Source organism: Sanyastnella coralliicola, from assembly GCF_030845195.1.
GTDB lineage: Bacteria > Bacteroidota > Bacteroidia > Flavobacteriales_D > Sanyastnellaceae > Sanyastnella > Sanyastnella coralliicola.
In genome coordinates, this window is the sequence record NZ_CP132543.1 from 2,665,587 (window position 1) to 2,690,038 (window position 24,452).

General features: G+C 47.4%; 22 protein-coding genes. 8 read left to right on the forward strand and 14 right to left on the reverse strand.

The window, feature by feature from the left end; all coding sequences use genetic code 11:
• Window positions 1-921 carry a DUF368 domain-containing protein gene (locus tag RA156_RS11060; protein WP_306640130.1) on the forward strand — a complete coding sequence of 307 codons (921 nt, stop codon included), beginning with the start codon at window positions 1-3 and terminating at the stop codon, window positions 919-921.
• The gene (locus tag RA156_RS11065) at window positions 918-1,670 is read left to right on the forward strand and encodes a shikimate dehydrogenase family protein (protein WP_306640132.1); all 753 of its coding nucleotides are present in this window, start codon (window positions 918-920) and stop codon (window positions 1,668-1,670) included. Before RA156_RS11060 ends, RA156_RS11065 begins: the two co-directional genes overlap by 4 nt.
• On the opposite strand, the gene RA156_RS11070 is transcribed toward RA156_RS11065, so the two are convergent.
• Entirely contained in the window at window positions 1,671-2,051 is a 381-nt protein-coding gene (locus RA156_RS11070) for a hypothetical protein (RefSeq protein ID WP_306640134.1), read from the reverse strand.
• Window positions 2,052-2,123: 72 nt separating this feature from the next.
• Here RA156_RS11070 and RA156_RS11075 point away from each other — a divergent pair, with 72 nt between their 5' ends.
• Window positions 2,124-4,625, forward strand: coding sequence for a beta-mannosidase (locus tag RA156_RS11075; protein ID WP_306640135.1), 2,502 nt, complete (start codon window positions 2,124-2,126; stop codon window positions 4,623-4,625).
• Here RA156_RS11075 and RA156_RS11080 read toward each other — a convergent pair.
• Window positions 4,622-6,247 carry a tetratricopeptide repeat protein gene (locus RA156_RS11080; RefSeq protein WP_306640136.1) on the reverse strand — a complete coding sequence of 542 codons (1,626 nt, stop codon included), beginning with the start codon at window positions 6,245-6,247 and terminating at the stop codon, window positions 4,622-4,624. The two genes, RA156_RS11075 and RA156_RS11080, sit on opposite strands and share 4 nt — an antisense overlap.
• 163 nt (window positions 6,248-6,410) lie before the next feature.
• Between RA156_RS11080 and murQ the strand changes: the two genes are divergently transcribed.
• Together murQ and RA156_RS11090 are read left to right on the forward strand one after the other, a co-directional pair.
• Window positions 6,411-7,226 carry an N-acetylmuramic acid 6-phosphate etherase gene (gene murQ, locus RA156_RS11085; RefSeq protein WP_306640138.1) on the forward strand — a complete coding sequence of 272 codons (816 nt, stop codon included), beginning with the start codon at window positions 6,411-6,413 and terminating at the stop codon, window positions 7,224-7,226.
• Entirely contained in the window at window positions 7,192-7,809 is a 618-nt protein-coding gene (locus tag RA156_RS11090; protein WP_306640139.1) for a hypothetical protein, read from the forward strand. The genes murQ and RA156_RS11090 overlap by 35 nt, the downstream gene beginning before the upstream one ends.
• On the opposite strand, the gene RA156_RS11095 is transcribed toward RA156_RS11090, so the two are convergent.
• The 4 genes from RA156_RS11095 to RA156_RS11110 form a co-directional block, all read right to left on the reverse strand.
• On the reverse strand, window positions 7,806-8,252 hold the full coding sequence (locus RA156_RS11095; RefSeq protein WP_306640141.1) for an NUDIX hydrolase: 447 nt from the start codon (window positions 8,250-8,252) through the stop codon (window positions 7,806-7,808). The genes RA156_RS11090 and RA156_RS11095 overlap by 4 nt on opposite strands.
• Window positions 8,249-8,908: a tRNA (5-methylaminomethyl-2-thiouridine)(34)-methyltransferase MnmC2 gene (gene mnmC2, locus RA156_RS11100; protein WP_306640142.1), complete on the reverse strand. Its 660-nt coding sequence runs from the start codon at window positions 8,906-8,908 to the stop codon at window positions 8,249-8,251. Before mnmC2 ends, RA156_RS11095 begins: the two co-directional genes overlap by 4 nt.
• Window positions 8,909-9,501: 593 nt before the next feature.
• On the reverse strand, window positions 9,502-10,470 hold the full coding sequence (locus tag RA156_RS11105; RefSeq protein ID WP_306640144.1) for an SUMF1/EgtB/PvdO family nonheme iron enzyme: 969 nt from the start codon (window positions 10,468-10,470) through the stop codon (window positions 9,502-9,504).
• Window positions 10,471-11,196: 726 nt separating this feature from the next.
• Window positions 11,197-11,988, reverse strand: coding sequence for a TIGR02757 family protein (locus RA156_RS11110; RefSeq protein WP_306640145.1), 792 nt, complete (start codon window positions 11,986-11,988; stop codon window positions 11,197-11,199).
• Between the two features lie 51 nt (window positions 11,989-12,039).
• Here RA156_RS11110 and RA156_RS11115 point away from each other — a divergent pair, with 51 nt between their 5' ends.
• Together RA156_RS11115 and RA156_RS11120 are read left to right on the forward strand one after the other, a co-directional pair.
• On the forward strand, window positions 12,040-14,094 hold the full coding sequence (locus tag RA156_RS11115; protein ID WP_306640146.1) for a BatA domain-containing protein: 2,055 nt from the start codon (window positions 12,040-12,042) through the stop codon (window positions 14,092-14,094).
• Complete coding sequence (locus RA156_RS11120; protein ID WP_306640147.1) at window positions 14,094-15,344, forward strand: dihydroorotase; 1,251 nt, start codon at window positions 14,094-14,096, stop codon at window positions 15,342-15,344. Before RA156_RS11115 ends, RA156_RS11120 begins: the two co-directional genes overlap by 1 nt.
• On the opposite strand, the gene RA156_RS11125 is transcribed toward RA156_RS11120, so the two are convergent.
• The 8 genes from RA156_RS11125 to rpsT form a co-directional block, all read right to left on the reverse strand.
• Window positions 15,345-15,659, reverse strand: coding sequence for a DUF3467 domain-containing protein (locus RA156_RS11125; RefSeq protein WP_306640148.1), 315 nt, complete (start codon window positions 15,657-15,659; stop codon window positions 15,345-15,347).
• Between the two features lie 50 nt (window positions 15,660-15,709).
• Complete coding sequence (locus RA156_RS11130; protein WP_306640149.1) at window positions 15,710-16,402, reverse strand: YjjG family noncanonical pyrimidine nucleotidase; 693 nt, start codon at window positions 16,400-16,402, stop codon at window positions 15,710-15,712.
• Window positions 16,402-16,839 (reverse strand): hypothetical protein, encoded by a 438-nt coding sequence (locus tag RA156_RS11135; RefSeq protein ID WP_306640150.1) that lies wholly within the window; start codon window positions 16,837-16,839, stop codon window positions 16,402-16,404. The genes RA156_RS11130 and RA156_RS11135 overlap by 1 nt, the downstream gene beginning before the upstream one ends.
• Window positions 16,839-17,489: a uracil phosphoribosyltransferase gene (gene upp / locus RA156_RS11140; RefSeq protein ID WP_306640151.1), complete on the reverse strand. Its 651-nt coding sequence runs from the start codon at window positions 17,487-17,489 to the stop codon at window positions 16,839-16,841. The genes RA156_RS11135 and upp overlap by 1 nt, the downstream gene beginning before the upstream one ends.
• Before the next feature lie 1,233 nt (window positions 17,490-18,722).
• On the reverse strand, window positions 18,723-20,051 hold the full coding sequence (locus tag RA156_RS11145; RefSeq protein WP_306640152.1) for a polysaccharide deacetylase family protein: 1,329 nt from the start codon (window positions 20,049-20,051) through the stop codon (window positions 18,723-18,725).
• On the reverse strand, window positions 20,021-21,163 hold the full coding sequence (gene wecB, locus RA156_RS11150) for a non-hydrolyzing UDP-N-acetylglucosamine 2-epimerase (protein WP_306640154.1): 1,143 nt from the start codon (window positions 21,161-21,163) through the stop codon (window positions 20,021-20,023). Before wecB ends, RA156_RS11145 begins: the two co-directional genes overlap by 31 nt.
• Before the next feature lie 3 nt (window positions 21,164-21,166).
• Window positions 21,167-21,871, reverse strand: coding sequence for a RadC family protein (gene radC, locus RA156_RS11155; protein WP_306640156.1), 705 nt, complete (start codon window positions 21,869-21,871; stop codon window positions 21,167-21,169).
• A 175-nt stretch (window positions 21,872-22,046) separates the two neighbouring features.
• Window positions 22,047-22,301, reverse strand: coding sequence for a 30S ribosomal protein S20 (gene rpsT / locus RA156_RS11160; protein ID WP_306640157.1), 255 nt, complete (start codon window positions 22,299-22,301; stop codon window positions 22,047-22,049).
• A 206-nt stretch (window positions 22,302-22,507) separates the two neighbouring features.
• Between rpsT and RA156_RS11165 the strand changes: the two genes are divergently transcribed.
• Window positions 22,508-24,412 (forward strand): SpoIIE family protein phosphatase, encoded by a 1,905-nt coding sequence (locus RA156_RS11165; RefSeq protein ID WP_306640158.1) that lies wholly within the window; start codon window positions 22,508-22,510, stop codon window positions 24,410-24,412.
• Window positions 24,413-24,452 lie beyond the last annotated feature (40 nt).

The window sequence follows — 24,452 nt, forward strand, 5'->3', positions numbered from 1 at the left end:
TTGAAAGCACGAAAAACGGCTGACTACCTCCTCCTTTCCCTTCGCGGATTGGCCATGGGGGCAGCTGATGTCGTACCTGGAGTTTCTGGTGGTACCATCGCCTTTATCTCTGGTATTTACGAAGAGCTGCTCGGTACCATTAGTGGGATCAAGCCTTCCCTTCTTAAAGTATTGCGCACAGAAGGCTTCAAAGCATTCTGGAAAGCCGGAAACTTTAGTTTCCTCCTAGCTATTGGCGTAGGAGTGATTACTGCGATTGCCAGTCTCGCTCACCTTATTTCTTGGCTTCTCGAAAATGAACCCATCAAGCTGTGGGCTTTCTTCTTCGGATTGGTCCTTGCCTCAGTCTTCTTCATTGGAAGACAAGTGAACGCGTGGAACGCTAAGTCAATCGTGTCTTTCATTGCCGGTGCAGCCATTGCTTGGTACATCACATCTCTGCCACCAATGGGACAGAGTGATTCCATGCTCTTCCTCTTCTTCAGTGGAATGATTGGGATCTGCGCCATGATACTTCCGGGAATCTCTGGAAGCTTTATCTTATTGATTCTTGGTTCTTACACTGCGGTGATTACGGCAGTCAAGGAATTTGACATCCCCAAAATGGGCGTTTTTGGAGCTGGATGTGTGGTTGGGATCCTCTCATTCTCACATTTGTTAAATTGGATGTACAAAAAGCATCATGATTTAACGGTCGCGCTCCTGACGGGCTTCCTGTTAGGTTCGCTTCAGAAACTATGGCCATGGCAGCAAAAAGCGGAGCTTCTTTACACCCACAGCGATGGAAAAGAAGATTGGCTAATGTCAAACGTCATGCCTGGCGCGTTTGAAGGAGAAGCTCAAATTGGAGCGGTAGCGGTGTGTTTCATCATCGGCTTCGCGATCATCTTTATTATGGAACGAATTGCGACAAAAAAATGAGGAAGTTTGGCTTGATAGGTTACCCATTAGGGCATTCGTGGTCTAAAGATTACTGGACAGAGTTCTTTCAAAAAGAACAACTGAAAGACCATGACTACCTCCATTTCGAATTGCCCACGATTGATTACCTCCCTGAAATTCTGCGTGAAAACAAAGACTTGGTAGGACTCAATGTGACCATTCCATATAAAGTATCTGTACTCGAGTACTGTGATATGCTATCGCCTGCGGCGGAAGCCATTGGAGCAGTAAACACTCTCTGGCGCACAGAAAAAGGTCTCATTGGATACAACACCGATGCCAGCGGTTTTCGAAAGAGCATTCGCCCCTTCCTCCAGCCTAAACACGAGCACGCCTTGGTGTTTGGAACAGGCGGTTCCGCGCTAGCGATTGCATACGTATTGAAAAACATTGGAATCAATGTACACTTCGTATCTCGCATGCCGTTAGGACAAGGAAAACTGGCCTATAAAGGCATCAATGAAGCGGTGATGAATTCATGCAAATTGATTGTGAATTGCACACCTCTGGGCATGGCTCCGAAATCTGAGCGATGTCCTGATATCCCATACCACCTCATCACTCCTGAGCACTTGGTGGTAGACTTAATCTACAATCCGGTCAAGACGCTCTTCCTTCAAAAAGCAGAGGAACAAGGAGCGACTATTCTGAATGGCAAAGACATGCTTCACTTTCAAGCCCAAAGCAGCTGGAATTGCTGGAATGGTGAGGAAGTATTCTGGAAGTAATTAGCGCTTCACCTTATTGAATAATCGAATGGATTGACGCTCTTGCGCGGCAAGGAATACATATCCCGACATCGGCAGGGCCATCAGTCCAACGCTGATAATCGAATACGTTCCTGACCCCACTTCGATACCTCGATAGATCAAGAAATATCCAAGCACCGCTGTCAATACTAAGGCTGTAATCAAAGTTACCAGTGTCCGAGTTGGACTCGTCACTGCCTTCATGTCATTGACATCTACCATTTCAGTGTGCTGGCAATTCTTGCATTGTTTTTCTTGTGTTCTTCCCTTCGCCATTTCCAGGTCTAAACGAGAAGTTTGAAACGAACGGAAGTAATTGTGTTCTCCACAGTTCGTACATCTGTAGCGTAGTCGTAGCATGACCTGAAAATCACGATTTTTCACGAAGCCTGCAAGGGTTGATGTATTTTAGCCTCAACCGAAACCATGGATATGAAGTTTTTCGCTGCATCTGTATTGACCTTTCTACTGTGCCTGAGTCTGAATTCTCTTCGAGCGCAGACCATTCAAATGCCTTTTGAAACCGAATGGGACTTTACTGATGCCGCAGATGAACATTGGCGTCAAGCTACTGTCCCAGGCTATGTTCATACCGACCTGCGTAATTACAACCTTATTCCTGAGCCCTATTATGCCGATAATGAAAATCGCGTGCAATGGGTCTCGAACAAATCATGGTGGTACCGAACCGTACCCTTCATCTTAAGCGATGACATTCTTGCCAAAGACCACGTTGAACTCACGTTTCGAGGCATCGACACCTTTGCAGAGATCTGGTACAACGGCGAGAAAATGCTCGACGTTAATAACGCTCACCGCTCTTGGACCATCGACTTAAAACAGGGATATGTAGACTACAACAACGTCATCGAGATTCGTTTTCGGTCTCCTCTGAAAGAAGGACAAGCGCTGATGGAAGCGCAGGATCATCCATTGCCAGGTGAAGCCATTCGCGCAGTGGCACGTAAGCCTCAATTCCACTACGGTTGGGACTGGGGTCCAAAGCTCACCTCTTCAGGGATCTCTGGAGCTATTGATCTACGCGCTTGGAGCGGAGTTACCCTAGACGACGTTACCTTCTCTACCCTTTCGGCAAACCGAGATAGTGCCGTGCTTGAAGTGAAGTGCTTTGTGCGATCTGATCATTCAGGCACCATAAACATCACAGGCAGCATGAGCGCGCTGGTGACCGCGGCCAATCCCTTCAAGTTCTCCGGGGATATTCAACCTGGAGAGAATGTCATTACTGAACAGATTGTAGTCAAACGTCCGCAGCTTTGGTGGACGGCCGATAAGGGTGATCAACCCATCTATGATGTCACGGTGAAGGTTACTGGTGAGGTGAACGGACAAGCGCTACGCGAATTCGTAAAAACGAAGTTAGGTATTCGCACCATTGAACTCGACACTTCTCCTTTGGAAAATGGAAGCAGGTTCCGATTCCTGTTGAACGGAGAACCGGTCTTCATGAAAGGGGCGAATTACATTCCTCAAGACCTCTTTGACACGCGTGTCTCTGAATACGATTACCGTGAATTGCTGATTGATGCGCAGGCCGCTAACATGAATATGCTGCGTGTTTGGGGCGGCGGGATCTACGAACGCGACCTCTTCTATGACCTCTGTGACTCGCTTGGAATCATGGTTTGGCAAGACTTCATGTTTGCTTGTGCGATGTATCCTGGTGACGAAGAATACGCTGAAAACGTGCGCATCGAAGCCCAGGAACAGGTACAACGCTTATCGAGTCACCCTTGCATCGCCTTGTGGTGTGGGAACAACGAAAATGCTGAAGGATGGGCTCGTTGGGGCTGGCAAGAAGGCCTTTCAAAAAAGGAGAAGAAACGCATTGAAGAAAGCTACGCTCGCATCTTCGATGACGTACTACCATCGGCGGTAAGTGCTACTACCAATGTTCCATACTGGGCTTCCTCCCCTATGCTCGGACGAGGTGATGACCGTCATCAATTCGAAGGCGATGCGCATTACTGGGGAGTATGGCATGATGCTGAACCCTTCGAAGTCTTCGAAGAAAAGGTTCCGCGCTTCATGAGTGAATTCGGGTTTCAGAGTTTCCCTGATGAGTTTACGTTGCGGACTGGGGTTCCAGAGAGTGAATGGGATACTACTTCCGTTGTGCTCAAAGTGCATGAAAAGCATCCGCGTGGATTTAAGTTGATTGATGAATACATGCTCCGTGAGTACAATCAAGCAGCAGATTTCCGTGAGTGGATTTACAAGAGTCAGTTGGTACAGCGTAACGGTATGATTAAAGGTATTCATGCGCATCGCGCTAACGCGGAATGTGGCGGGAGCCTCTATTGGCAATTGAACGATTGCTGGCCGGTAGCAAGCTGGAGCAGCATTGATTACCGCGGCCGTTGGAAGGCGCTCCATTACCACGCTGAACAAGCCTTCGCTCCACAGACCATGTGGTTAAACGAAGACGATAAAGGAATCTACCTCACCATCATTAACGATACACGAGACGCCTTTGCCGTTCCTGGAAGCGTGACTGTATTGAACGCATCGGGCGAGGCCATTCGTAAAAGCAGCATTGAGCAGTTCAAAGCGACTTCCGGAATTACGCGCGTTGATCTCAACACCCGTTCCGCCGACGGCGAGATTTATATGATTGAATGGAACGATGGCGGCCAAACTCGCAGAGACGTTTTCTTCCCGAACAGAATGAAGACCTACGATCTTCCAGAAACACGCATCATCACTGAAGTCACTTCACGTGATCAAATCGTTTGGGAAATCAAACTACGCAGCGAATCACTTGCAGTCGATGTCCAAATCAATATCATGGAGGAAGGAAAACTGAGTGACAACTACATCACGCTTCTCCCAGGAGAAACGAAGGTCATCACTTTCACCGCTGAACGCAGACTACGTCAAACTCCAACGGTCAATACTCAATACGTTCGTTAGAGTTTGACCGTCTCTTTCATTACGGTCTCACCCAACTCGTTCAAGATCATTTCAAAACTGATCTGACCACTTGATTTACGAGACGAAATGATGGCCTTATAGCGCACGCCACCTGGTAGATTGACACGCACTCTTCCAAGCTTGTCTGTCTTTTCGCTGGCGATGACACGATCTCCGTTTTCCAACATGAAATCTACCTGCGCACCTTTGAGGTTGTTCCCTTGGCTGTCTTGTACAGTCAAGATCATCGTCCCGTAATTGCTTGCAGAGTAGCCTTCGCTAATCAAACGGTATTTCGACACATCGATCTCGTAAATGTCACGCTCACCAAGTGCATCATCGTATTCAGCAGCAATGTACATGGTCTTGCTATCACGCGTCAAAGAGAAGGTACTCTCTTCGTTCACCGTGTTAATCGGAAATCCGAGGTTCACAGGAATCGACCATTGACCATTTACGAACTCAGTTCGGAAGATATCGTAGCTACCCATCGTCTGGTGACCGTTACTAGCGAAGTAAAGGGTCTTACCACTTGGGTGAATGAAGACAAATTTCTCGTCGAGCTCAGTGTTAATCACCTCACCCAAGTTTTTCGGCTTGCCCCATCCTTGACCGCTCTTTTTCGCTACATAGATGTCTCCTTGCCCTTGTCCTTCTGGACGTTCAGAAATGAAGTACAAGGTCTCGCCATCAGCAGTAATCGATACCGAACTCTCGAAGTAAGAGGTATTCACCGGACGGTCCATTTTCTCAGGAGCACGCCATGAGTCTTCGTGTTTGTCGTAACCCGAAACGAAGATATCTCCCGCACTGTTCTGATTGTTTCGGTATACGAACATGCTTGTTCCATCAGGAGAAATAGAAAGCACCGCATCGTAGGTTGGTGTATTCACTTCGCCGCTTACGCCTTCCGCGTCTATCCAAACGCCATCTTCTCCTTGCTTGGTGTAGTAAACGTCTTCGTAGAATTTGTAGTCACCTCCTTCATCGATTTCTCCACCTACGGCGTTAGAACGACGAGAAGTAAAGAAGAGCTTGTCTCCTTTCGCTGTTACGGAAGGGGCATATTCATCGAAACGCGAGTTGACTTCGGGTCCCATATTCTCAATGGACACCTGATGTGGTCTCGCCATGAGTTCTTTCGCGTATTTACATTGAGCGATAAAACGACGTGCCTCTTCCACATCAAACGTGTTCTTATTCCCATTCTCATCAAGGAACTTCTGGAAGCGATCAATTGCTAGGTCGAGCTCTGCCAAACGATGGTGAATTTTCCCGTAGAAGAAGTCAACATTATCGTTCACCTTTGGGTCAATCTCTACCGCTTTATCAAGGTACTTGATTGCGAGATCATAACGCTTCAATTCATAGTGACAGCGCGCTGTCCAGTATTGTGCTGAGCTGTTATCAGGCTCTGCTTGAAGGATTTCACGATAAATGGTCAACGCACCGCGCATGTTGCGCTCATTGAACTCGTGTTTTGCCGCTAGCATTTTAGCAGGCAGGGCACCTTTCTCGAAAAATCCGGTATCATTTGTATCAGCTTCAAGCACTTCATAAGCTTGTGCTTGGAACGAAACCATCGCCAATGCAAGGATGGGTAGGAGCAGCTTCAGATTCATTCAGTTTGTCTGTTTGTTCTTCAAATTTAGAAAAGTCTTTCTGCTATCGCAGGAACGCCTTTCTTCACTAACGTGGAAAGGCTTGAATAGTTATACATTCTTCACCTTTTGTGTATGCAAATGAAAGACCAAACTCAGGGCATTCATCGTACCTTTGTATTCAATGGAAAAGAAGCTTCCTCATACGGAACGACAGAGCCACTATGATCACCTCGAACAAATGTCGGTGAGTGAGTTGCTGACGTCAATCAATAAAGAAGACCGTTCGGTGCCCGAAACCGTTGCAGGTGTCATCCCGAAGATTTCCACATTGGTAGAAATCATTGGTGATAAGATGAAGCAAGGCGGTAGACTATTCTACCTCGGCGCAGGAACCAGCGGACGACTCGGCATCGTAGATGCGAGTGAATGTCCGCCAACCTTCGGAGTAGACCAAGGCAGAGTTGTTGGTTTGATTGCCGGTGGAGACAGTGCCATTCGAAAGGCCGTTGAGTTTGCGGAAGATGATCCGGAGGGAGGTTGGAACGATCTGTGCTCTCATAACGTAAATGAGAACGATGTGGTGATTGGAATTGCAGCCAGTGGACGCACTCCATATGTAATTGGGGCCCTGAAACGTTGCCGAGAGAACAACATTGTCACAGGTTGTATTACATGCAACGAAGGAAGTGAATTAGCAGCCGTAGCTGATCACCCTATTGAAGCGGTAACTGGACCTGAGTTTGTCACCGGAAGCACACGCATGAAAGCAGGAACAGCGCAAAAGCTGATCCTCAATATGATTTCCACAGCAGTCATGATCCAGCTCGGACATGTCAAGGGAAATCGCATGGTAGACATGCAATTGGCAAACAATAAACTGTTAGACCGAGGCACACGTATGATCGTAGAAGCCTTGGGCGTTCCCGCCGATACGGCGAGAAAATTATTAGAAGAAACAGGCAGTGTGCGCGCTGCTATTGAAAAAGGCAAAGAGTAAGGTGCATAACATCGAACCATATTACAATTGGCGGAACCTCTACATTTCAAGCGAGGATCCTAGCTCTCCATTTTTTCAGAAGGAGTACAGCGAATTGTATTATTCAGACAAAATCTACGACCATTACATCCACCCGCAGTGGGATAGTTTTGGTTCGCAGACCTTGTTCCTGAAGGTCATCTTTGCAGAATACAGCGAGGGTTATGCGATCATTGAAATGATCGGGGAATGGAATGATTGTCTGTACAACGACATCATGTTGCTAAAGCGTAATCTGATTGAAGGCATGATGGACTCAGGTATTTCGAAGTTCATTATCCTCGGAGAAAACGTCTTGAATTTTCACCCCTCAGATGACTTGTACTACGAAGAGTGGTTCGAAGAAGTAGAAGATCAAGAAGGTTGGATCGCCTTGCTGAATTTCCGTGATCACGTCTTAGAAGATTTCCAAGAAGCCAACGTTGATTCGTACTTCGTTCTCGGTGGAAAACTGAATGAGCTCAAATGGCGCACGCAAATGCCAATGCAGTTATTCAGCCAAGTGAATGATCAAGTAATGAAGCGCTTAGGGCCTGTGCTCTAATAGATTTCTCGAAGTCGACGCACCACTTCAGCGTCAGTCTCGAAAGTCATATCCTCCGGTGTTAAGGTATTGATCGCTTGCCATCGGAAGCTCTCCTCACGCTCTTCATGACGTTGCCAATCATACTTTTTTCGCGCTAGGCGGAACGAGACTTCGTCTCTTAACTTGGCGAAGTAATAGACGCTAATGATTTGATCAGTTGGGCGAAATCGACTGGCAATAAAGAAGTCGGTCGTGTAGAAATGCTCGAGAACTTCGATCTCCTGCCCTAGCTCCTCTAGAGCTTCACGCTGGGCTGCTTCTATCAGTCCTTCGCCGTATTCAAGTCCACCACCGGGAAACTTCGTAGAATCCTTTCCTCCTAGAATTTCATCAGAGAGTAAGATTTGACCCTCCTCCACAATCAAAAAGTAAACACGGACATTAAATCGATCGATCTTCATTTTCTTCCTCGTAGCATGTGTCTTTTTCCTGGAGGTCCTTCGATACGCTCCATGTCATACCCAGCGCTAGCCAAGTCTCTACGTACTTGTCCTTTCGCGCAGTAGGACACGAATATGCCACCTTCATTTGTCGCTTCACACAATTGCTGAAACAAAGACAAACGCCACATTTCAGGCTGCGCTCTCGGACCAAAGGCATCATAGTAAACGACATCAGCCACCCCATGTTCAAGTCTGGCGTCTTCGAGCTTCACTTCCCGCTTTGTGACAGAAAATTGCTCATCGATAGCAACCTCCTCTTCCCAAGAAGCTTCATGAAGTTTTTGAAAGAAGACCGCTTCCTCATCACCCTCAGCATAGCCCAAAGGAGCCACCTCATCAAAGGTGACTGGAAATGCTTCCAATCCGATATAGTGAATCTTGGCCCCGGCTTTCTTCGCTGCTTTCCACGAAAGAATGGCGTTTAACCCTGTTCCGAAACCGACTTCTAAAATGGTAAGCTCCTTTTTTTCTGCTAACGCAGGAACCAATCCCATTTGAATGAAGACATGTTCGGATTCTTGCCGTGCTCCATGTCGAGAATGGTAGGTTTCTTCCAGCTCTTCCACTTCCAATGTCTGGGAGCCGTCACCGGTTGTGATGATCTTTCGTTTCACCGCGCGAAGATAGGGAAACGGGGGACGGTAGACGGTAGACGGTGGACGGTGGACGGTGGACTGTGGACCGGAGAGAATTATAAATAATGAATTTGAATAGTGAATGGTGAATTGAAGGGGCGACCCAACAGTTCATTTTTCAGTATTCATTACTTATTAGTCATTATTCGAAGGGGTTATTGGTTATTGGTTATTGGTTTTTAGAAACTCGTGCCTCAGATTATTCACCCCTAAAATCAGGCGCATAAATGCGCCGCTAAGGGACCAGAGGGCTGTCTTAAAGTCCTTTAGCGGTGCATTTATGCACCTTTTTTTTTTGCGGACCGTGGGCCGGAGAGATTAATAATTAATGAATCGTGATTTGTGAATTTTGAATTGACCCAGTTACTGGTTTTTGGTTTTTGGAAACTCGTGCCTCAGATTATTCACCCCTAAATCAGGCGCATAAATGCGCCGCTAAGGGACCATAGGGCTGCCTTAAAGTCCTTTAGCGGTGCACCTGTCCCGTTCTTCGGGATTTATGCACCTTTTTTCGTGGACGGTGAACGGTTGACGGTTGACGGTTGACGGAACTAACGCCTAAAGCCCAACGCCTAACGCCTATCAACCCGAATAATCGGTCGAAACCCAACATCCGTTTGTGGTCCGTCATTCGGCATGGTGCTTTCACAGCGGACATCATATCCGGTAGATTTCCATCCGCCGCCGCAGGCGATGCCTTTTTCGGCGACCATTTCGGCGACGTTTCCGTTCATGTTGTACAGACCGAAATCATTCTTTGTAAATGAACTCACAGGAGCCGTGAGTTGATAAGCAGAAATGAAGCACTCTTGGTTCTTCTTTCCAATTTCTCCAAGCGTCGCACCCGGATGACCGAGCATTGGGCCAGGAACACTGGTCAACACCTCGTACTCTCCTGTTTCAGAATTGTAATGGATGTTTCCTGCGCCCAAGTATCTGAAGTTGGCCAAAAAACATCCCTTCGCATTGCGAAGGTATGGTCCACCCCATGCGTAGGTAGCGAATTCATGTCCGCCTTTGGCAGCGGCTACCCATTCGTCTCTTGTTGGCAGGGTCACGGTATATTTAACTTGTCCATCTGCAAAAGCATTCAACGAATCTTGAAGCCATGCACAGTAAAGCTCTGCCCCTTCATGTGAGACATTCACCACAGGATAATCATTGTATGCCGGGTGATTGAAGTAATACTCAACAAAGGGCTCGTTATACCCCATCGGCGTGCGCCATTGAAGTGAATCAACTTGAGCTAAGGCTAGCTTTTCAGTTTCACCAGCTCGCTTTAAATCAGTCAAAAACTCACGGTACATGAAGTTGCTCACCTCCGTAGTAGCGCAATAAAAACCTTCCACCATGACCGTCCGGTTATGGGTACAGGTATCACAATCCATGACCATCGTATATGCCATCCCAGGGACGGCCGCAAAGTGATCATCAAAGTGTTTCGGGAAGCCAGGATTCTTCTTGAGGTCCAAGGTCATCCAACTCGATAGCAAAAGAATGGCAGGTAGCGCCAAGGCAACAGCGCGATACTTCAGTTTCATTTTCCAGGATTTTACGGTTTCGAAGATAAGGATACACGGGGGGGGCGAAAAGTTACAAGGCGGATCACGGTGGACGGTGGACGGTGGACGGTGGACGGTGGACGGTGGACGGTGGACGGAAAGAATAATAATTAGTGATTAATGAATACTGAATTGTGAACTGAGCTCACTCTAAGCACCATTCATTATTAGTTGCTCTTAGTCGAGTCAATCATCCCTGAACACAGGCGCAAGATTGCGCCAATTAATGCCGGGGACGGTGGACGGAAAGAATAATAATTAGTGATTAATGAATAGTGAATAATAGGAAGGGCTTCTTCCTAATTCATCATTTAGGTTTCATTGAATGTTCTTGTCCTTATTGGCAATAATCGAATCCGCTCCAGGTAGGGCAATCCTTCTAAGACCCTGGATATTTACCCTTAAAACCAGGCGCATAAATGCGCCGCTAAGGGACCAAAGTACTACCATAAAGTCCTTTAGCGGTGCACCTGTCCCGTCCTTCGGGATTCATGCACCAATTAATGCCGGTGACAGGGGATGGTGGACGGTGGACGGAATGAATAAAAATTAGTGATTAATGAATACTGAATAATAAAATGGGCTTCTTCTTGATTCATAATTCATGGGTGAACTCAATTCTGAATTCATTACTTACGATTCATTAATCACTATTCACCCCCGTCTACCGTCCACCGTCCACCGTCTACTGTCTACTGTCTACTTTCAGCCAAACACCCCCGTTCCGAACAACGCAAAATCATACTTCACCGGGTCTTCCGCGTCTAACGAGCGTAATACCTCCATAAGTTCTTCCACGGCTTTCCAGTCGTTCTGTTTGCGGGTGAGTAAGCTGAGTTCTCTGGCGACGTTTCCCGTGTGGACGTCTAGTGGGACGTATAACTGGGATGGGGAAATTTGATTCCAAATGCCGAGGTCAACTCCCTTTTCTTTGGAGCGGACCATCCAGCGGAGGTACATGTTGATGCGTTTGGCACTTGAGCCGCGTGTGGGGTCGGCTACGTGTTTAGTGGTTCTACCGGGGTGCTCGATGGAGAAGAATACCTTTTTGAATTCCGCGATAGCGAGACCCATCTGACCCTTGGAAGCAATGGCATTAGCAAAAACAGTTTCCAAGCCTCCGTGATGGCGGTAGATGTTTCGGAGCGAAGCGACAAAGAAGAGCAGATCAGTATCATTAAAGGTGCGATGGACGAAGCCTTGAAGGCGCTTCATGTCTTGATCTTCGGCGTTCAAAATGAAGTCGTGGGGAGCTTGATCCATGCGCTCTACGATGCTGTGTGCGTTGTTGATGATGGTCTTGCGTTGCCCCCAAGCGATGGTAGCAGCGAGGAAGCCGCTAATCTCTTGGTCTTCCTTTTTTGTGAAGGACTGCGGAATCTGAATCGGATCGGAATCGATGAACTCTGGTGATTCGTACTTCAGCCATTGTGCATCGAGCCAATCTCCGAGCTCTTCACGTTTCGTTGGAAAACTTGTTGTTAAAAGACGTTTCACTTCTAATTTGGTCGCTTGCAGGAAGCAAAAATGCGCTAACTTTGACGTTTAATGAAATTCGCACATCCGGAAATACTCTGGGCACTCATCGCACTGGCCGTTCCAGTGATCGTCCACCTCTTCAATTTTCGGAGATTCAAACGTGTTGAATTCTCTAACGTCGCATTCCTTAAAGAAGTTCAGCAAGAGACCAAGTCGCGTTCACGACTCAAACACCTCTTGATTCTTACTTCGCGTTTGTTGGCGATCCTCTTCCTTGTCTTTGCTTTTGCCCAACCCTTCATCCCCCTCGATGAAACAAGAACGGGAGCGACCACACGAAACGTTTCGATCTACATTGACAACAGTTTCAGTATGGATGCCTTGAGCGGTGAAGGAAGACTGCTTGATCTCGCCAAGGCGAAAGCAGGTGAAGTCATCAGTGCTTATCAGGCTACCGATCGATTCCAAATCATCACTAATGATCTGGAAGGTCGACATCAACGATTCCACAGCCAAGAAGACGTGTTAGACATGCTCGATGAAATCACGGTTTCATCTGCAGTACGACCGTTGGGAGAAGTCATTCAACGTCAACAAGACCTGATCATGACCTCTGGTGCTGAAGACACCTATGGCGGGAATATCTTCGTCTTCTCTGATCTTCAAGAGTCAACACACCGCTTCGATGGCTTTGTTCCAGACAGTGCCATCAACGTGCGTTTCGTTCCAGAATTTGCCACGAGATCAGCCAATGTTTGGATTGATTCTATCTGGTTTGATACTCCAGTGCGTAGCTTGAACGAACCAGAAAAGCTGAACCTGCGCATCATGAACGATGCCGCTGAAGGACTAGATAATGTCCCGATGAAATTGGAAATCAATGGACAGCAAAAAGCCATTGGTAGCTTCAACGTACTACCCGGAACATTCACTGATACTTGTCTTTACTTCACATCGACTACCCCTGGGGTGAAGCACTGCAGACTTTCGATTCAAGATCACCCGATTAGCTACGACGACGATTGGCACTTTGGCTTCACCATCGCAGCCAAAGTAAAAGTGCTAGTGATCAAAGAGGCCAACGGTGGAGGTGAGTTCCGCAGCATCTTTGGGAATGACCCGTTCTACGATCTTGAAGTGAGTGACCTGGGGAATGTCAACTACGGACGTATCCCTCTCTTCGATTTGGTGATCTTGGATGAGCCGAGTTCGATTGCTTCCGGGCTGACCCAAGAATTAGCGAGCTTCATCAATGATGGCGGAACCGTACTCTTCTTCCCGAAATCAAATGGTGAGAAGAATTCTTACAATGAACTGTTGCTCGCAGGTGGGGCGCCATCGATTAAGAGCCGCACTTCTATTCGATCAAAGGTTTCTGACATCAACCTATCACACCCTATTTACGCTGGGGTATTTGATCGCATTCCAGAAAACATTGACCTGCCACAAGTCACGAGTTACCTCGCCTTTAGCAGAGGTTCTCGTTCGGGTGAGCAACAACTCTTGACCCTCCAGAATGGTGACCCTTTCTTCTTCCGCGCTAGCGAAGGTGAAGGACAACTATTCGTTTCAGCAGTAGGCCTAAGTCAAGAAGAAAGCAACTTCTCGAAGCACGCCATTTTTGTACCAACCATCTTGAGGGTAGCGGAATTCGCTCGACCAAGTGGAGACATGGATCAGACCATTGGTGCAGACGCCGTTCTTACCTTAAGAAAGCTTCCGGTGACCGGTGACGCCTCGTTTAAGCTTCAGCGTGTGGGGAGCGAAGAAGGCTACATTCCAAGACACCGCTCTGTTCGTGGAGGGGTTGAGATCTTCCTAGGAGATCAGCAGGGAAGCGCAGGAAATTATGAACTCTTACTCGCAGACTCTGTCGTAAAAGCGATTGGTCTGAACTACTCACGCGATGAGTCTTCTTTGAGTGCCTACACCAAGGCCAATTGGGAGAACGAACTGGCGCTCGCTGGTTGGAATAAGAGTTCTGTTATTGAATCGTCTATTGATACGGTAAGCAACGCAGTGGAGCAACTTGATGAAGGCAAGGTCTTGTGGGACCTCTTCATTATGTTAGCCATTGCCATGCTAGTTATTGAATTGCTGCTCATTAAATTTTGGAAATCTTGATGCGTTGGTTGATCAAATCGGCTACAATCGTTGACCCGAATTCGCCCCTACACGGGAAGAAAAGAGACATCCTTATTGAGAATGGAAAGATCTCCGATATCAAATCGAAGATCAGTGATAAGAAAGCCAAGGAGATCAGTTTCCCGAACCTTCATGTTTCACCAGGCTGGGTTGATACCCGTGCACACTTTGCCGATCCAGGTGAAGAGTACAAAGAAGGTCTGCAAAACGGACTTGACGCCGCAGCGGCTGGTGGATTCACCCACGTGGTATCCATGCCGGACACCACTCCGGTGGTTGATTCAAAAGGACAACTAGAATACCTCCTTCGTCGTTCAGATGGCCATGCTACGCGACTTTGTCCGGCAGGAGCCCTCTCGCAAGGTTCCAAAGGAAAGCAGCTCGCTGAGCTCTATGATATGCACTGCTCAGGTGCGGTGATGTTCACTGACGGACATTCAACCAAGCGCACGGAGCTAATGCGTCGAGCGCTTGAGTACACCAAAACATTCGGTGGTGTTGTAGCCAGTCTTCCGTACGATGAAGACCTCTCAGAGAAAGGCAACATGCACGAAGGTGTGACCAGCACCATGAATGGATTGAAAGCCATTCCAACCATGGCGGAGACCATCCGCATCATGCGTGATATCGAACTCCTCCGCTACACTGGCGGAAGACTTCACTTCATGCTTGTTTCTTCAGCAGAAGGAGTCAACTTGATCAAACGCGCAAAGAAAGAAGGACTCGAAGTAACCTGCGGTGTATCTGTACATCACCTCATGCACACGGATGAAGACCTTGCAGACTTCAATTCAAACCTGAAGGTGAGTCCACCATTCCGTTCAAAGACAGATCGAAGCGCCTTGCTAAAGGCAGTGAACGACGGCACTGTGGATGTCATCTGTTCAGATCACCGTCCAGAAGATGTGGAGCACAAGAAATTGGAGTTCCCTCAAGCGAACTTTGGAATCGGTGCGATTGAAGATAGCTTCTCAGTAGCGATGACTGCTGGAGTATCTCCAGAACAATTCGTGGAGCGCACAGCACATGCTGGCCGCAAGCTGATCGGACTAGAAGCTGCCGCCATCCAAAAAGACGCGGAAGCAGACTTGACCTTGTTTGACCCGAGCTTGAAGCACGAGGTAAACAAAGACCATATCAGTCTAGCCTACAACAATCCTTATGTAGGTCAGGAATTGACAGGAAAAGTATTTGGAGTGATCCGCGGTGAAGCGGCAGCCATTCGTTGATTAGGCCTGACCCTGAGGTCCTCCGAAGTTCATCGGCATCATCTGCTCTGGTCCCTTCGACTCAGCAATTGGTCCGTGCTGTGATTCGTACTTGCGTACGTTTTCAGCCAACGCTTTCATCAAACGCTTCGCGTGCTGCGGAGTGATGATCACACGAGACTTCACTTGTGCCTTCGGAACACCTGGCATCACGCGTACAAAGTCTACCACAAATTCTGATGGCGAGTGCGTGATCACGGCTAGGTTAGAGTAGATTCCCTGCGATACTTCTTCTGATAGCTCAATGTTGAGCTTGTTCTTCTTCGGTTGTTCCATATCACAAACTTACAACCCCCAATTTCAAATGCAATGCAATGATGGTTAAATCAGAAGATTCCCTTCAAATCATCGAGGTGATGCAATTCATGGTGGATATCCACTTTCACCTCTTCTTTCTCTGGATTGTAGTAGATCCCTTTCCACCCCACATTCATGGCTCCGAGGACATCCGCCTCCAAATGGTCACCAATCATGGCGATGGGCTCCGTGTTCAATCCCGTTAACTCCTTGGCCTTATGAAAGGCAATCGGATCAGGCTTCTTCACCCCGATTTGATCTGAGGTAATCACCTCATCGAAGTATGGCTTCAATCCACTTTTATCCATCTTGATGTGCTGTACCTCTTCGAATCCGTTGGTCAGAATATGCAAGATGTAATCTTTCGACTTCAGGTATTCCACGGCCTCAATCGCCCCCGGCATCAAGTGGGTGTTGTGCGGAGAGATGCGAATGTACTCCTCCCCCAACTCAGCAGATTGTTCTTTGGTAATTCCTTGTTGCTCGAAAGCCCTGAAGAAACGGTTGTAACGTAAGTCGTGCTTAGTCATCTTGCCTACACGATACAAGGCCCATGAGCGCTCGTTCTCCGCTTCATAGATATCAATGAAGGTCGCTAATGATTCAATCCCCATTTCCTTGATTTTGTACTGCTCATACAACTGTTCAAGGGCTTGGCGAGAATTCGCTTCAAAGTCCCAAAGCGTATGATCTAAATCGAAGAAAATGTGTCGAATTTCCATTAGAACAAGAGTTTAAATAGGGTGGCCAAACCACAGAATATGAAGGCCCAACAAGTGAACCCTAGGCATAACTTCAATCGAAGCATTGGTTCATTTCGATAGTACTTCACCGCCAGCAAGGTAGAAATCGGAACCGAGATAAAGGCGGAGAGTGCAATCAATCCAAAGAGTCCATACTTCGCCTTGATCGCGACAATTCTTCTTCGTGAAACCGTCACTACCTTGGCTTCTTTGCGTCTTCCACGCTCACTCAGGTAAGCGAAGAGTCGATCTCCAAAGAACGCGACGAGGTAAACACCCATGGCTGCTCCAGAACTAGCAATCAAAAACGTTTCTAGGAAGCCTTTCCCGGCACCCAGAATCATGAGCCAAGGAAGGAAAAGGAACTTGACAATGGCTAACGCCCACCACCCAAGTAATTCCAGTATAAACTCCATTACATGTTTTTGCGTCCGTAGGCGAGATCACCCGCGTCACCAAGTCCAGGTACGATGTACGACTGAGCGGTCAATTCGCTATCCACAGCTCCAGCCCAAATGGTAATATTCTCAGGCAATTGACTTTTGATGTGCGCGATTCCTTGATTGCTCGCTATCGCGGAAGCGATATGGATATGCTTCGGAGTACCCTTCGCCTTCAAGGCTTGGTAAACACACTCCACAGAAGATCCTGTCGCAATCATCGGATCACACAAGATCACCGTACGATCATTAATCGAAGGCGAAGAAACATACTCCACCTCAATCTCAAAATCTCCTCCCTTATGTGAACGACGGTAAGCTGAAATGAATCCGTTGTCCGCCGCGTCGAAGTAATTCAAAAACCCCTGATGAAACGGCAACCCCGCACGCAGAATCGTAACCAACACCGGCTGCTCGCTAATCACGTGCATATCAGCCTCTCCCAAGGGAGTGATAATCTCCTTCTCCTCTACCGGAAAGGTCTTGCTAATCTCATAGGCCATCACTTCCGCAATGCGCTCCAAATTTCTACGAAATCGCATGCGATCTTTCTGAGTCTCCTGAGATCGAATCTCAGCGATAAAGGTGTTGAAGACTGAGTTTGTCTTACCGAGTTCACGAACCATGTAGCAAAGTTAGGCAAACGGGGTGGATCAGACGAGAGTCGAGGGTCGAGAGATAAAACGTGGACTGTGGACCGTGGACCGTGGACCGTGGACAGAATGAATAATGATTAATAAATAATGAATACTGAATTGTAAACTGAGCTCCTCAATTCACCATTCATTATTCTTTGCTCCTGTTTGAGTCAATTATCTCTAATTACAGGCGCAAGATTGCGGAAGACGGTGGACGGTGGACGGGAGGAATAATGATTAATAAATAATGAATACTGAATTGTAAACTGGGCTCGGCCTATTCACGATTCATTACTCTTTGCTCTTTGTCGAGTCAATCATCCCTAAATACAGGCGCAAGATTGCGCCGCTAAAGGACCCAAAGTAGGACAAATTGGTCCTTTAGCGGTGCACCTGTCCCGTTCTTCGGGATTTATGCACCAATTATCGCCGGGGACGGTGGACGGAATGAATAATGATTAATAAATAATGACTACTGAATAATAAACTGGGCTGCTCAATTCACAATTCATCATTCTTTACTCCTGTTTGAGTCAATTATCCCTAATTACAGGCGCAAGATTGCGCCGCTAAAGGACTGAGGGTAGGACAATATTGGTCCTTTAGCGGTGCACCTGTCCCGTTCTTCGGGATTCATGCACCTTTCAATGCCGGGGACGGTAGATGGTAGACGGAATAAACGCTGAATTACAAAATTAGCCCCCCCCAATTCATAATTCATTAATAACTAATCATTATTTATTATTCTTTACTCCTATATGAGTCAATCATCTCTAAACACAGGCGCAAGATTGCGCCGCTAAAGGACTGAGGGTCGGACAATATTGGTCCTTTAGCGGTGCACCTGTCCCGTTCTTCGGGATTCATGCACCTTTCAATGCCGGGGACGGTAGACGGTAGACGGTAGACGGTAGACGGAATAAACGCTGAATTACAAAATGAGACTACCCCCAATTCATAATTCATTAATAACTAATCATTATTTATTATTCATCACTCCTATATGAGTCAATCATCCCTAAATACAGGCGCAAGATTGCGCCGCTAAAGGACTGAGGGTCGGACAATATTGGTCCTTTAGCGGTGCACCTGTCCCGTTCTTCGGGATTCATGCACCTTTCAATGCCGGGGACGGTAGACGGTAGACGGAATAAACGCTGAACTACAAAATGAGACCACCCCAAATTCATAATTCATTATTTATTAATCATTATTTATTATTCAAAAGGACTGTGCCCCCGCCGCTACAGCAGTCTCATAAACACCCTTCCATCCTTCCCAACCCCACTTCTCACTCAAAGACTCATTGTGCCATAGGATGCGGAATTGTCCGCTGACGGCTTTGACTTTTTGGGCGAGGGTTGTGATGACCTTTGACGCATCTTCTGGGGTGCGTTCTTGGTACATGTTGAGGGTGGCATCCATGACGGCGAATGGATGGAGTTCAAGGGCAGTGATCGATTCGTGTTCTAGATCGTAGAATGGGAAGCTTCGGCTGGTGGAGGCGCGGAAGCCTGGGAGTGAAGCGTAGCCCATGGTGTGGTCTTCCTTGATGCGGTTGGAGAGCAGACGTCGGTAGGTCTCCGGGAACTTGAGCATGAGGAAGTGTTGACGCGAATGTTCAATGTCGCGACGTGAGATGGTGGCGAGTCTTCCGAGTTCTGTTTCGAAACGGTGGGTTTCGCGGTTACTCTGGTAGCCCGGATGAATTCCGATGGTGTAGTAATCTCCCAATCGACGTACCAATTGTTGGAGGTGACGACTCTTGTAAGAGACGCCTTTATCGTTCAAACCGTAATCGGCTAAGAGGAAGAAGTAGATCACATCCACCTTGTACTTCTGGTGAATCGCGTGGAGTTCATCATAGGTATCGAATGGGTCATGCTTTCGAAGGAAAATCGTGTTGAAACGGTCTTTTAGGTTCTGACTGTCTGTAGCTACTACATCCTTCGCGAAGCCTCCGAGGGTGCGCATCAAACCTTTGTAGCGGTAGGCGTAGGCAGAGTCGACGTCAATCGTGGTGGTGAATGAATACGGCGCCAGTTTCAATGACGACTGAAAGCCTGTATTCAGGATGTCTTTCAACTTCAACACCCATTCATCGATCAACGGACGATCGAGGAATCCGTTCTTATGAGCAAAGCTTTCTTCTGCTTGGAATCTTCCGTGTTGATCCCCCTTGTATGGGAGGTACTCTTCGTAGCGTGAGGCCAGGAAGAACACCGCGCTGAATACATCAAAAGGAATCTCTCCTTGCGTTGGGAATAACGCGGGGAGGTCATCCCATGTGGTCATTTCGGGTTCGAATTCAGAAATGCCGCGTTGGTTGATGAATCCGCTTGGAGTGATTTGAAAACCAGCAACTGACGGGTCTTTGGAGTAATTAATCACGACTCCTTCGTGCGAACGCACAGCCGAAACCTCATCGTGAATTTCATAATCCACGTGAAATCCGCGAGTGAAGATTAACTCGCAGGCAAAGACTAATCGCGGCGTAATTTGCTGCGAATAGATCTTCACTACTTCAGACTGTCGAGGATCGTTTGGCATATAAATTCAGAAGCCTTTCCATCACCAAAGTACGGAGGAAAATCATTCAATTCAGTTTCCAGTGCTGCACGGAATGCTTGACGCATCGCTTCACCAGTCTCAAACGACAGACGCGCTGAACCATGGGCAATCAATTCTACCCATTCCGTTTCTGTACGAATCACCACACTCGGCTTCTGGAAGAAGTAAGCCTCCTTCTGCACCCCACCAGAATCAGTGACGATCAATCGGGAATGCTTCTCCAAGAAAGTCATCTCTAGGAAAGATACAGGCTCAATCAATTCCACCTTCGGGTGATCAGCAAATGCCTGGAACTGCTCCGGACGTTTCGCTTGAAGGATATTCTTTGTCCGCGGGTGCAACGGAAGAACCAACTTCATCTGGGTATCATCACATAACCAACGCAAGTCATCGAAGATGGCAAGCAGTCGGTCAGTATCATCCGTATTGTACGGACGGTGAATCGTAGCAAGGATGAAGGCTTCATCTTTCAATGAATGCCATTTGGCATCTACCTTTTCATCAGCCAATTCACCGAAGAAACGTGAGTTATCATACATCACATCTCCACAGTGGAATACGCCTGGATTATCTGCGTGGTATGGAGCCGGGTTATCCGTCTTGAATCCTTCGTTCAAGAGGTTGTCTACTCCAGTGGTGGTCGGACTAAACAGCAAGCTTGATGCGTGATCACAGGTAATACGGTTCACCTCTTCCGGCATCGCCTTATTAAAAGAACGAAGTCCTGCCTCTACGTGGATTACAGGAATGTGCAGCTTCACTGCCGCAATCGCTCCAGCCAAGGTAGAGTTGGTATCACCGTAGACGAGTAGTCCGTCATAATTACCATTCAGGAGCACCTCCTCAATTCCTTCCAGCATCTTCGCTGTCTGGGCTCCATGGCTCCCACTGCCTACATTCAGGTTGAAATCTGGTTGAGGAATCTGCAATTCATCGAAGAATACCGCCGACATTTTCTCATCGTAATGTTGTCCGGTATGCAGAATATCTTCCTTCAATTGATCAGGAAAAGCAGTGCGAATAGCACGAGAGATCGCCGCAGACTTAATGATCTGTGGACGAGCTCCAATGATGGTGAGGATTCTCTTCATTCTCTAGATTATACCCTCATCGGCGAAGCTGAAAAAGCCTGCTTCCGTCACAATGAGGTGATCAAGCACCGGCAAATCTAAGAAATCACCTGCGTTGCGAAGCTTTTTCGTAATGTCTCGATCTGCTTGGCTCGGTTGAAGATTTCCAGAAGGGTGATTATGCACCAAAATCATAGCGGAAGCCTGATTCAACAAGGCATGATGAAAGATCATTTTAGGGTCGGCCACGGTCCCGGCCAAGCCCCCTTTCGATATCATCACTTTCGACATCACCCGGTTCGCTCGATTCAGCAATAACACCCAGAATTCCTCATGCATGAGGTCCATCAGAATCGGTCGGAACAACTGATAGACATCATGCGAAGACCGAACGGTTTGAATCTTCTTGGCCTCTTGCCCCTCTTCTCGTCTCCTTCCTAATTCCAAGGCAGAGGCTATGGTGATGGCCTTTGCATCGCCAACACCTTTGATCTTCGTTAAATAGGTTGGGGGTAATTTCGCTAACGCGGAAAGGTCATTTCCCGCTTCAGCCAGAATAATCTTAGCAAGTTCCAAAGCACTCTGCTTACTAGAGCCACTTCCCAGAAGGATGGCCAACAATTCAGCATGGGTTAATTGAGAAGCCCCTCGAGCCAACAACTTCTCTCTCGGACGATCACCTTCATTCCACTCCGGAATCGAAAGGTGCTTCATTTCAGTATATGCCATCTCTTGTCTAAATATTCCGCGATCCGCAACCCGCGTTCCGCATTCCTAATCACCGCGTTCCGCAACCCGCGATCCGCATTCCTAATCACCGCGATCCGCATTCCGCGATCCGCGTAAGAGAGCATAAAAAAAGCCCCGCTACTGGAGCGAGGCTAAAATATCTTGAGCTCGGATATTATCCAAGTTTGTTGGCGAATACTGCCGCACCTGATTTAAGGTTGGCCGCCTTATTTTTATGGATGATGTTACGCTTAGCCAAACCGTCAATCATTGCAGTGATTTTTGGAAGGCGTTCTGCTGCTTCTTTCTTGTCTTCTAGTAGACGGAAAGCACGGATCGCGTTACGCGTCGTTTTGTGGTAGTAACGATTGCGAAGACGCTTTGATTCGTTCGAACGGATACGCTTAAGCGCTGATTTATGATTTGCCATATCTTTTCGTTTTCCTAAAAATAGGGGTGCAAATATAGAAACTTTTCTAGTAACCAAGCACCTTAAAGCGCAAAATTACATGAACTTTTTTGTGAATTCACCGTACAGGGTAGAGATAAACTGGACAAACAGCGTTTGCTTTGCAAGCCAACCACCTAAAAATACTCGCCCTAACGTTCATTTTGGCATGCTGTCAAAATGTGCCTTTGCGTGCCTCCACTGCAGATAGTCTATTGACCTTGCTGGAGACATGCGAAGTAGATTCTACATGCCTCCGTCTGAAGCTCGAGGTGTGTGACGAGTATCTATTCTCTGAACCAGCCCTCGCAGAAGAGTATGCCACAGAGGCCATGAGCCAGGCAAAGTTGTTGCACGACACCCTCGCCTTGGCGCGTTCCCACAACTATAAAGGTATCCTTGCGACCATTCAGGCACATTACCTCACAGGTATTGAGCAGTTCCAATCGGCGCTAGCCTATTTCGAACAAATAGATGACGTCGAAGGAATGACCAAGCTCTTGAACAACATCGGAGTCATTTATAGTATGATGGAAGACTACGAAGCTTCCATCAAACACTACAGTGATTGTTTAGAGATCAATATTGAGGTGGGCGACCATGAAGGCGCTGCCTTTAACCTGTACAACATTGCCGGTGATTACCTGGCGCTCGAGAAGTACGATCTATCCAAGCAGTACATCGATAGCTTGATTCAATACCAAGATATCAATGGTGAGCATATTTCTGCTGAACCACTCCTCGGTGAATTCTTTTTGGCTCGGGGTGATCTCGCTAGCGCGGAAATGTACCTACTGAATGCGCAAAAGTCGCATCGAAGAGAAAACGAAGAACACCAATTGACTTCCGGTTGGCTATCCTTAGCACACTTATATAAGGAGAAAGAGCGCTATGATCTTGCCTTGGTCTATCTAGACTCAGCCGAGACCATGAGCAACTCAAACAACTTGAATGAGGAATTGGTAGCCACGCACCAACAACGTGCCGAGGTATACAATGCCATTGGTTCTTTTAAGAAGGCCTTTGACGCGCAGAACATCTACATCGCCTTACAAGACAGCTTGGAGGAGATCAATAAGTTCAACCGAATTTCAGAATTGAACGCCCGTTTCGAATCCGATAAGCGAGAGAAAGAAATCGCCGAAGCTGAGGCGATGATTATTCAGTCGAACGCACAGAAATCAGCCCAGAAGCGCATCTTCTTGGTGATTACAGCCTTCATTGCACTGATTTTAGGTTTGGTGTCTTACGCGCTGATCCGGAATAAGAAGATCAACCGCGTGTTGAATTCGAAGAACCTCGAGATCGAAGAACAGCGTTCAAAGATCATCAGCAGTATCACCTACGCGCAGAAGATCCAAAACGCCATGCTCCTCCCTGAAGAGGAGTTTCAGAAGTTCTTGCCGGATGCCTTCATTTACTTCCGACCGAAAGACATCGTCAGTGGAGATTTCTACTGGTTCGATGAATTCGATGGAAAGCTCATGATCGCCACCATCGACTGCACCGGACACGGAGTTCCAGGAGCATTCATGTCGTTGATCGCCAACAGTAAGCTGAACAAGGTGGTCCACGAAATGGGCATTCGCAACCCAGGAGATATCCTGAACAAGGTCCATGAAGAGATTCTAAAAAGCCTCAACCAACACAGCCACAACGGAAATACCCAAGACGGTATGGACATGAGCTTGTGTATCATCGATCAAAAGAATCGCGAGATCGCGTACGCCGGTGCGCGTACCCCTATCCTATTGATCAAAGACGGCGAAGTCTCTGAGGTCAAGCCAGACGGTTTGTCAATTGGAGGAAGCTTCTTCCGCGATAAGCTCATTGGTACTAAAGGCTTCAACACTCAAGTCATCAACTACGAGGAGGGCACCTACCTCTACATGTTCACCGACGGCTACATCGATCAATTCGGTGGCGAAGCCAACAAAAAGCTGAACAAGTCTCGTTTCCATCAACTCATTTCGAGCCTCAGCCTCAACGGCCTCAACAAAGCCAAAGAGCAACTCGACATCCGCCTATCTGAATGGCGCGGGAGCAATGAACAGATTGATGATATTTTGATTATTGGGACCAAACTATCCTAACAAGGCGTATGGCCTAAGGCCTAGGGCTTAAGTAAGTCTA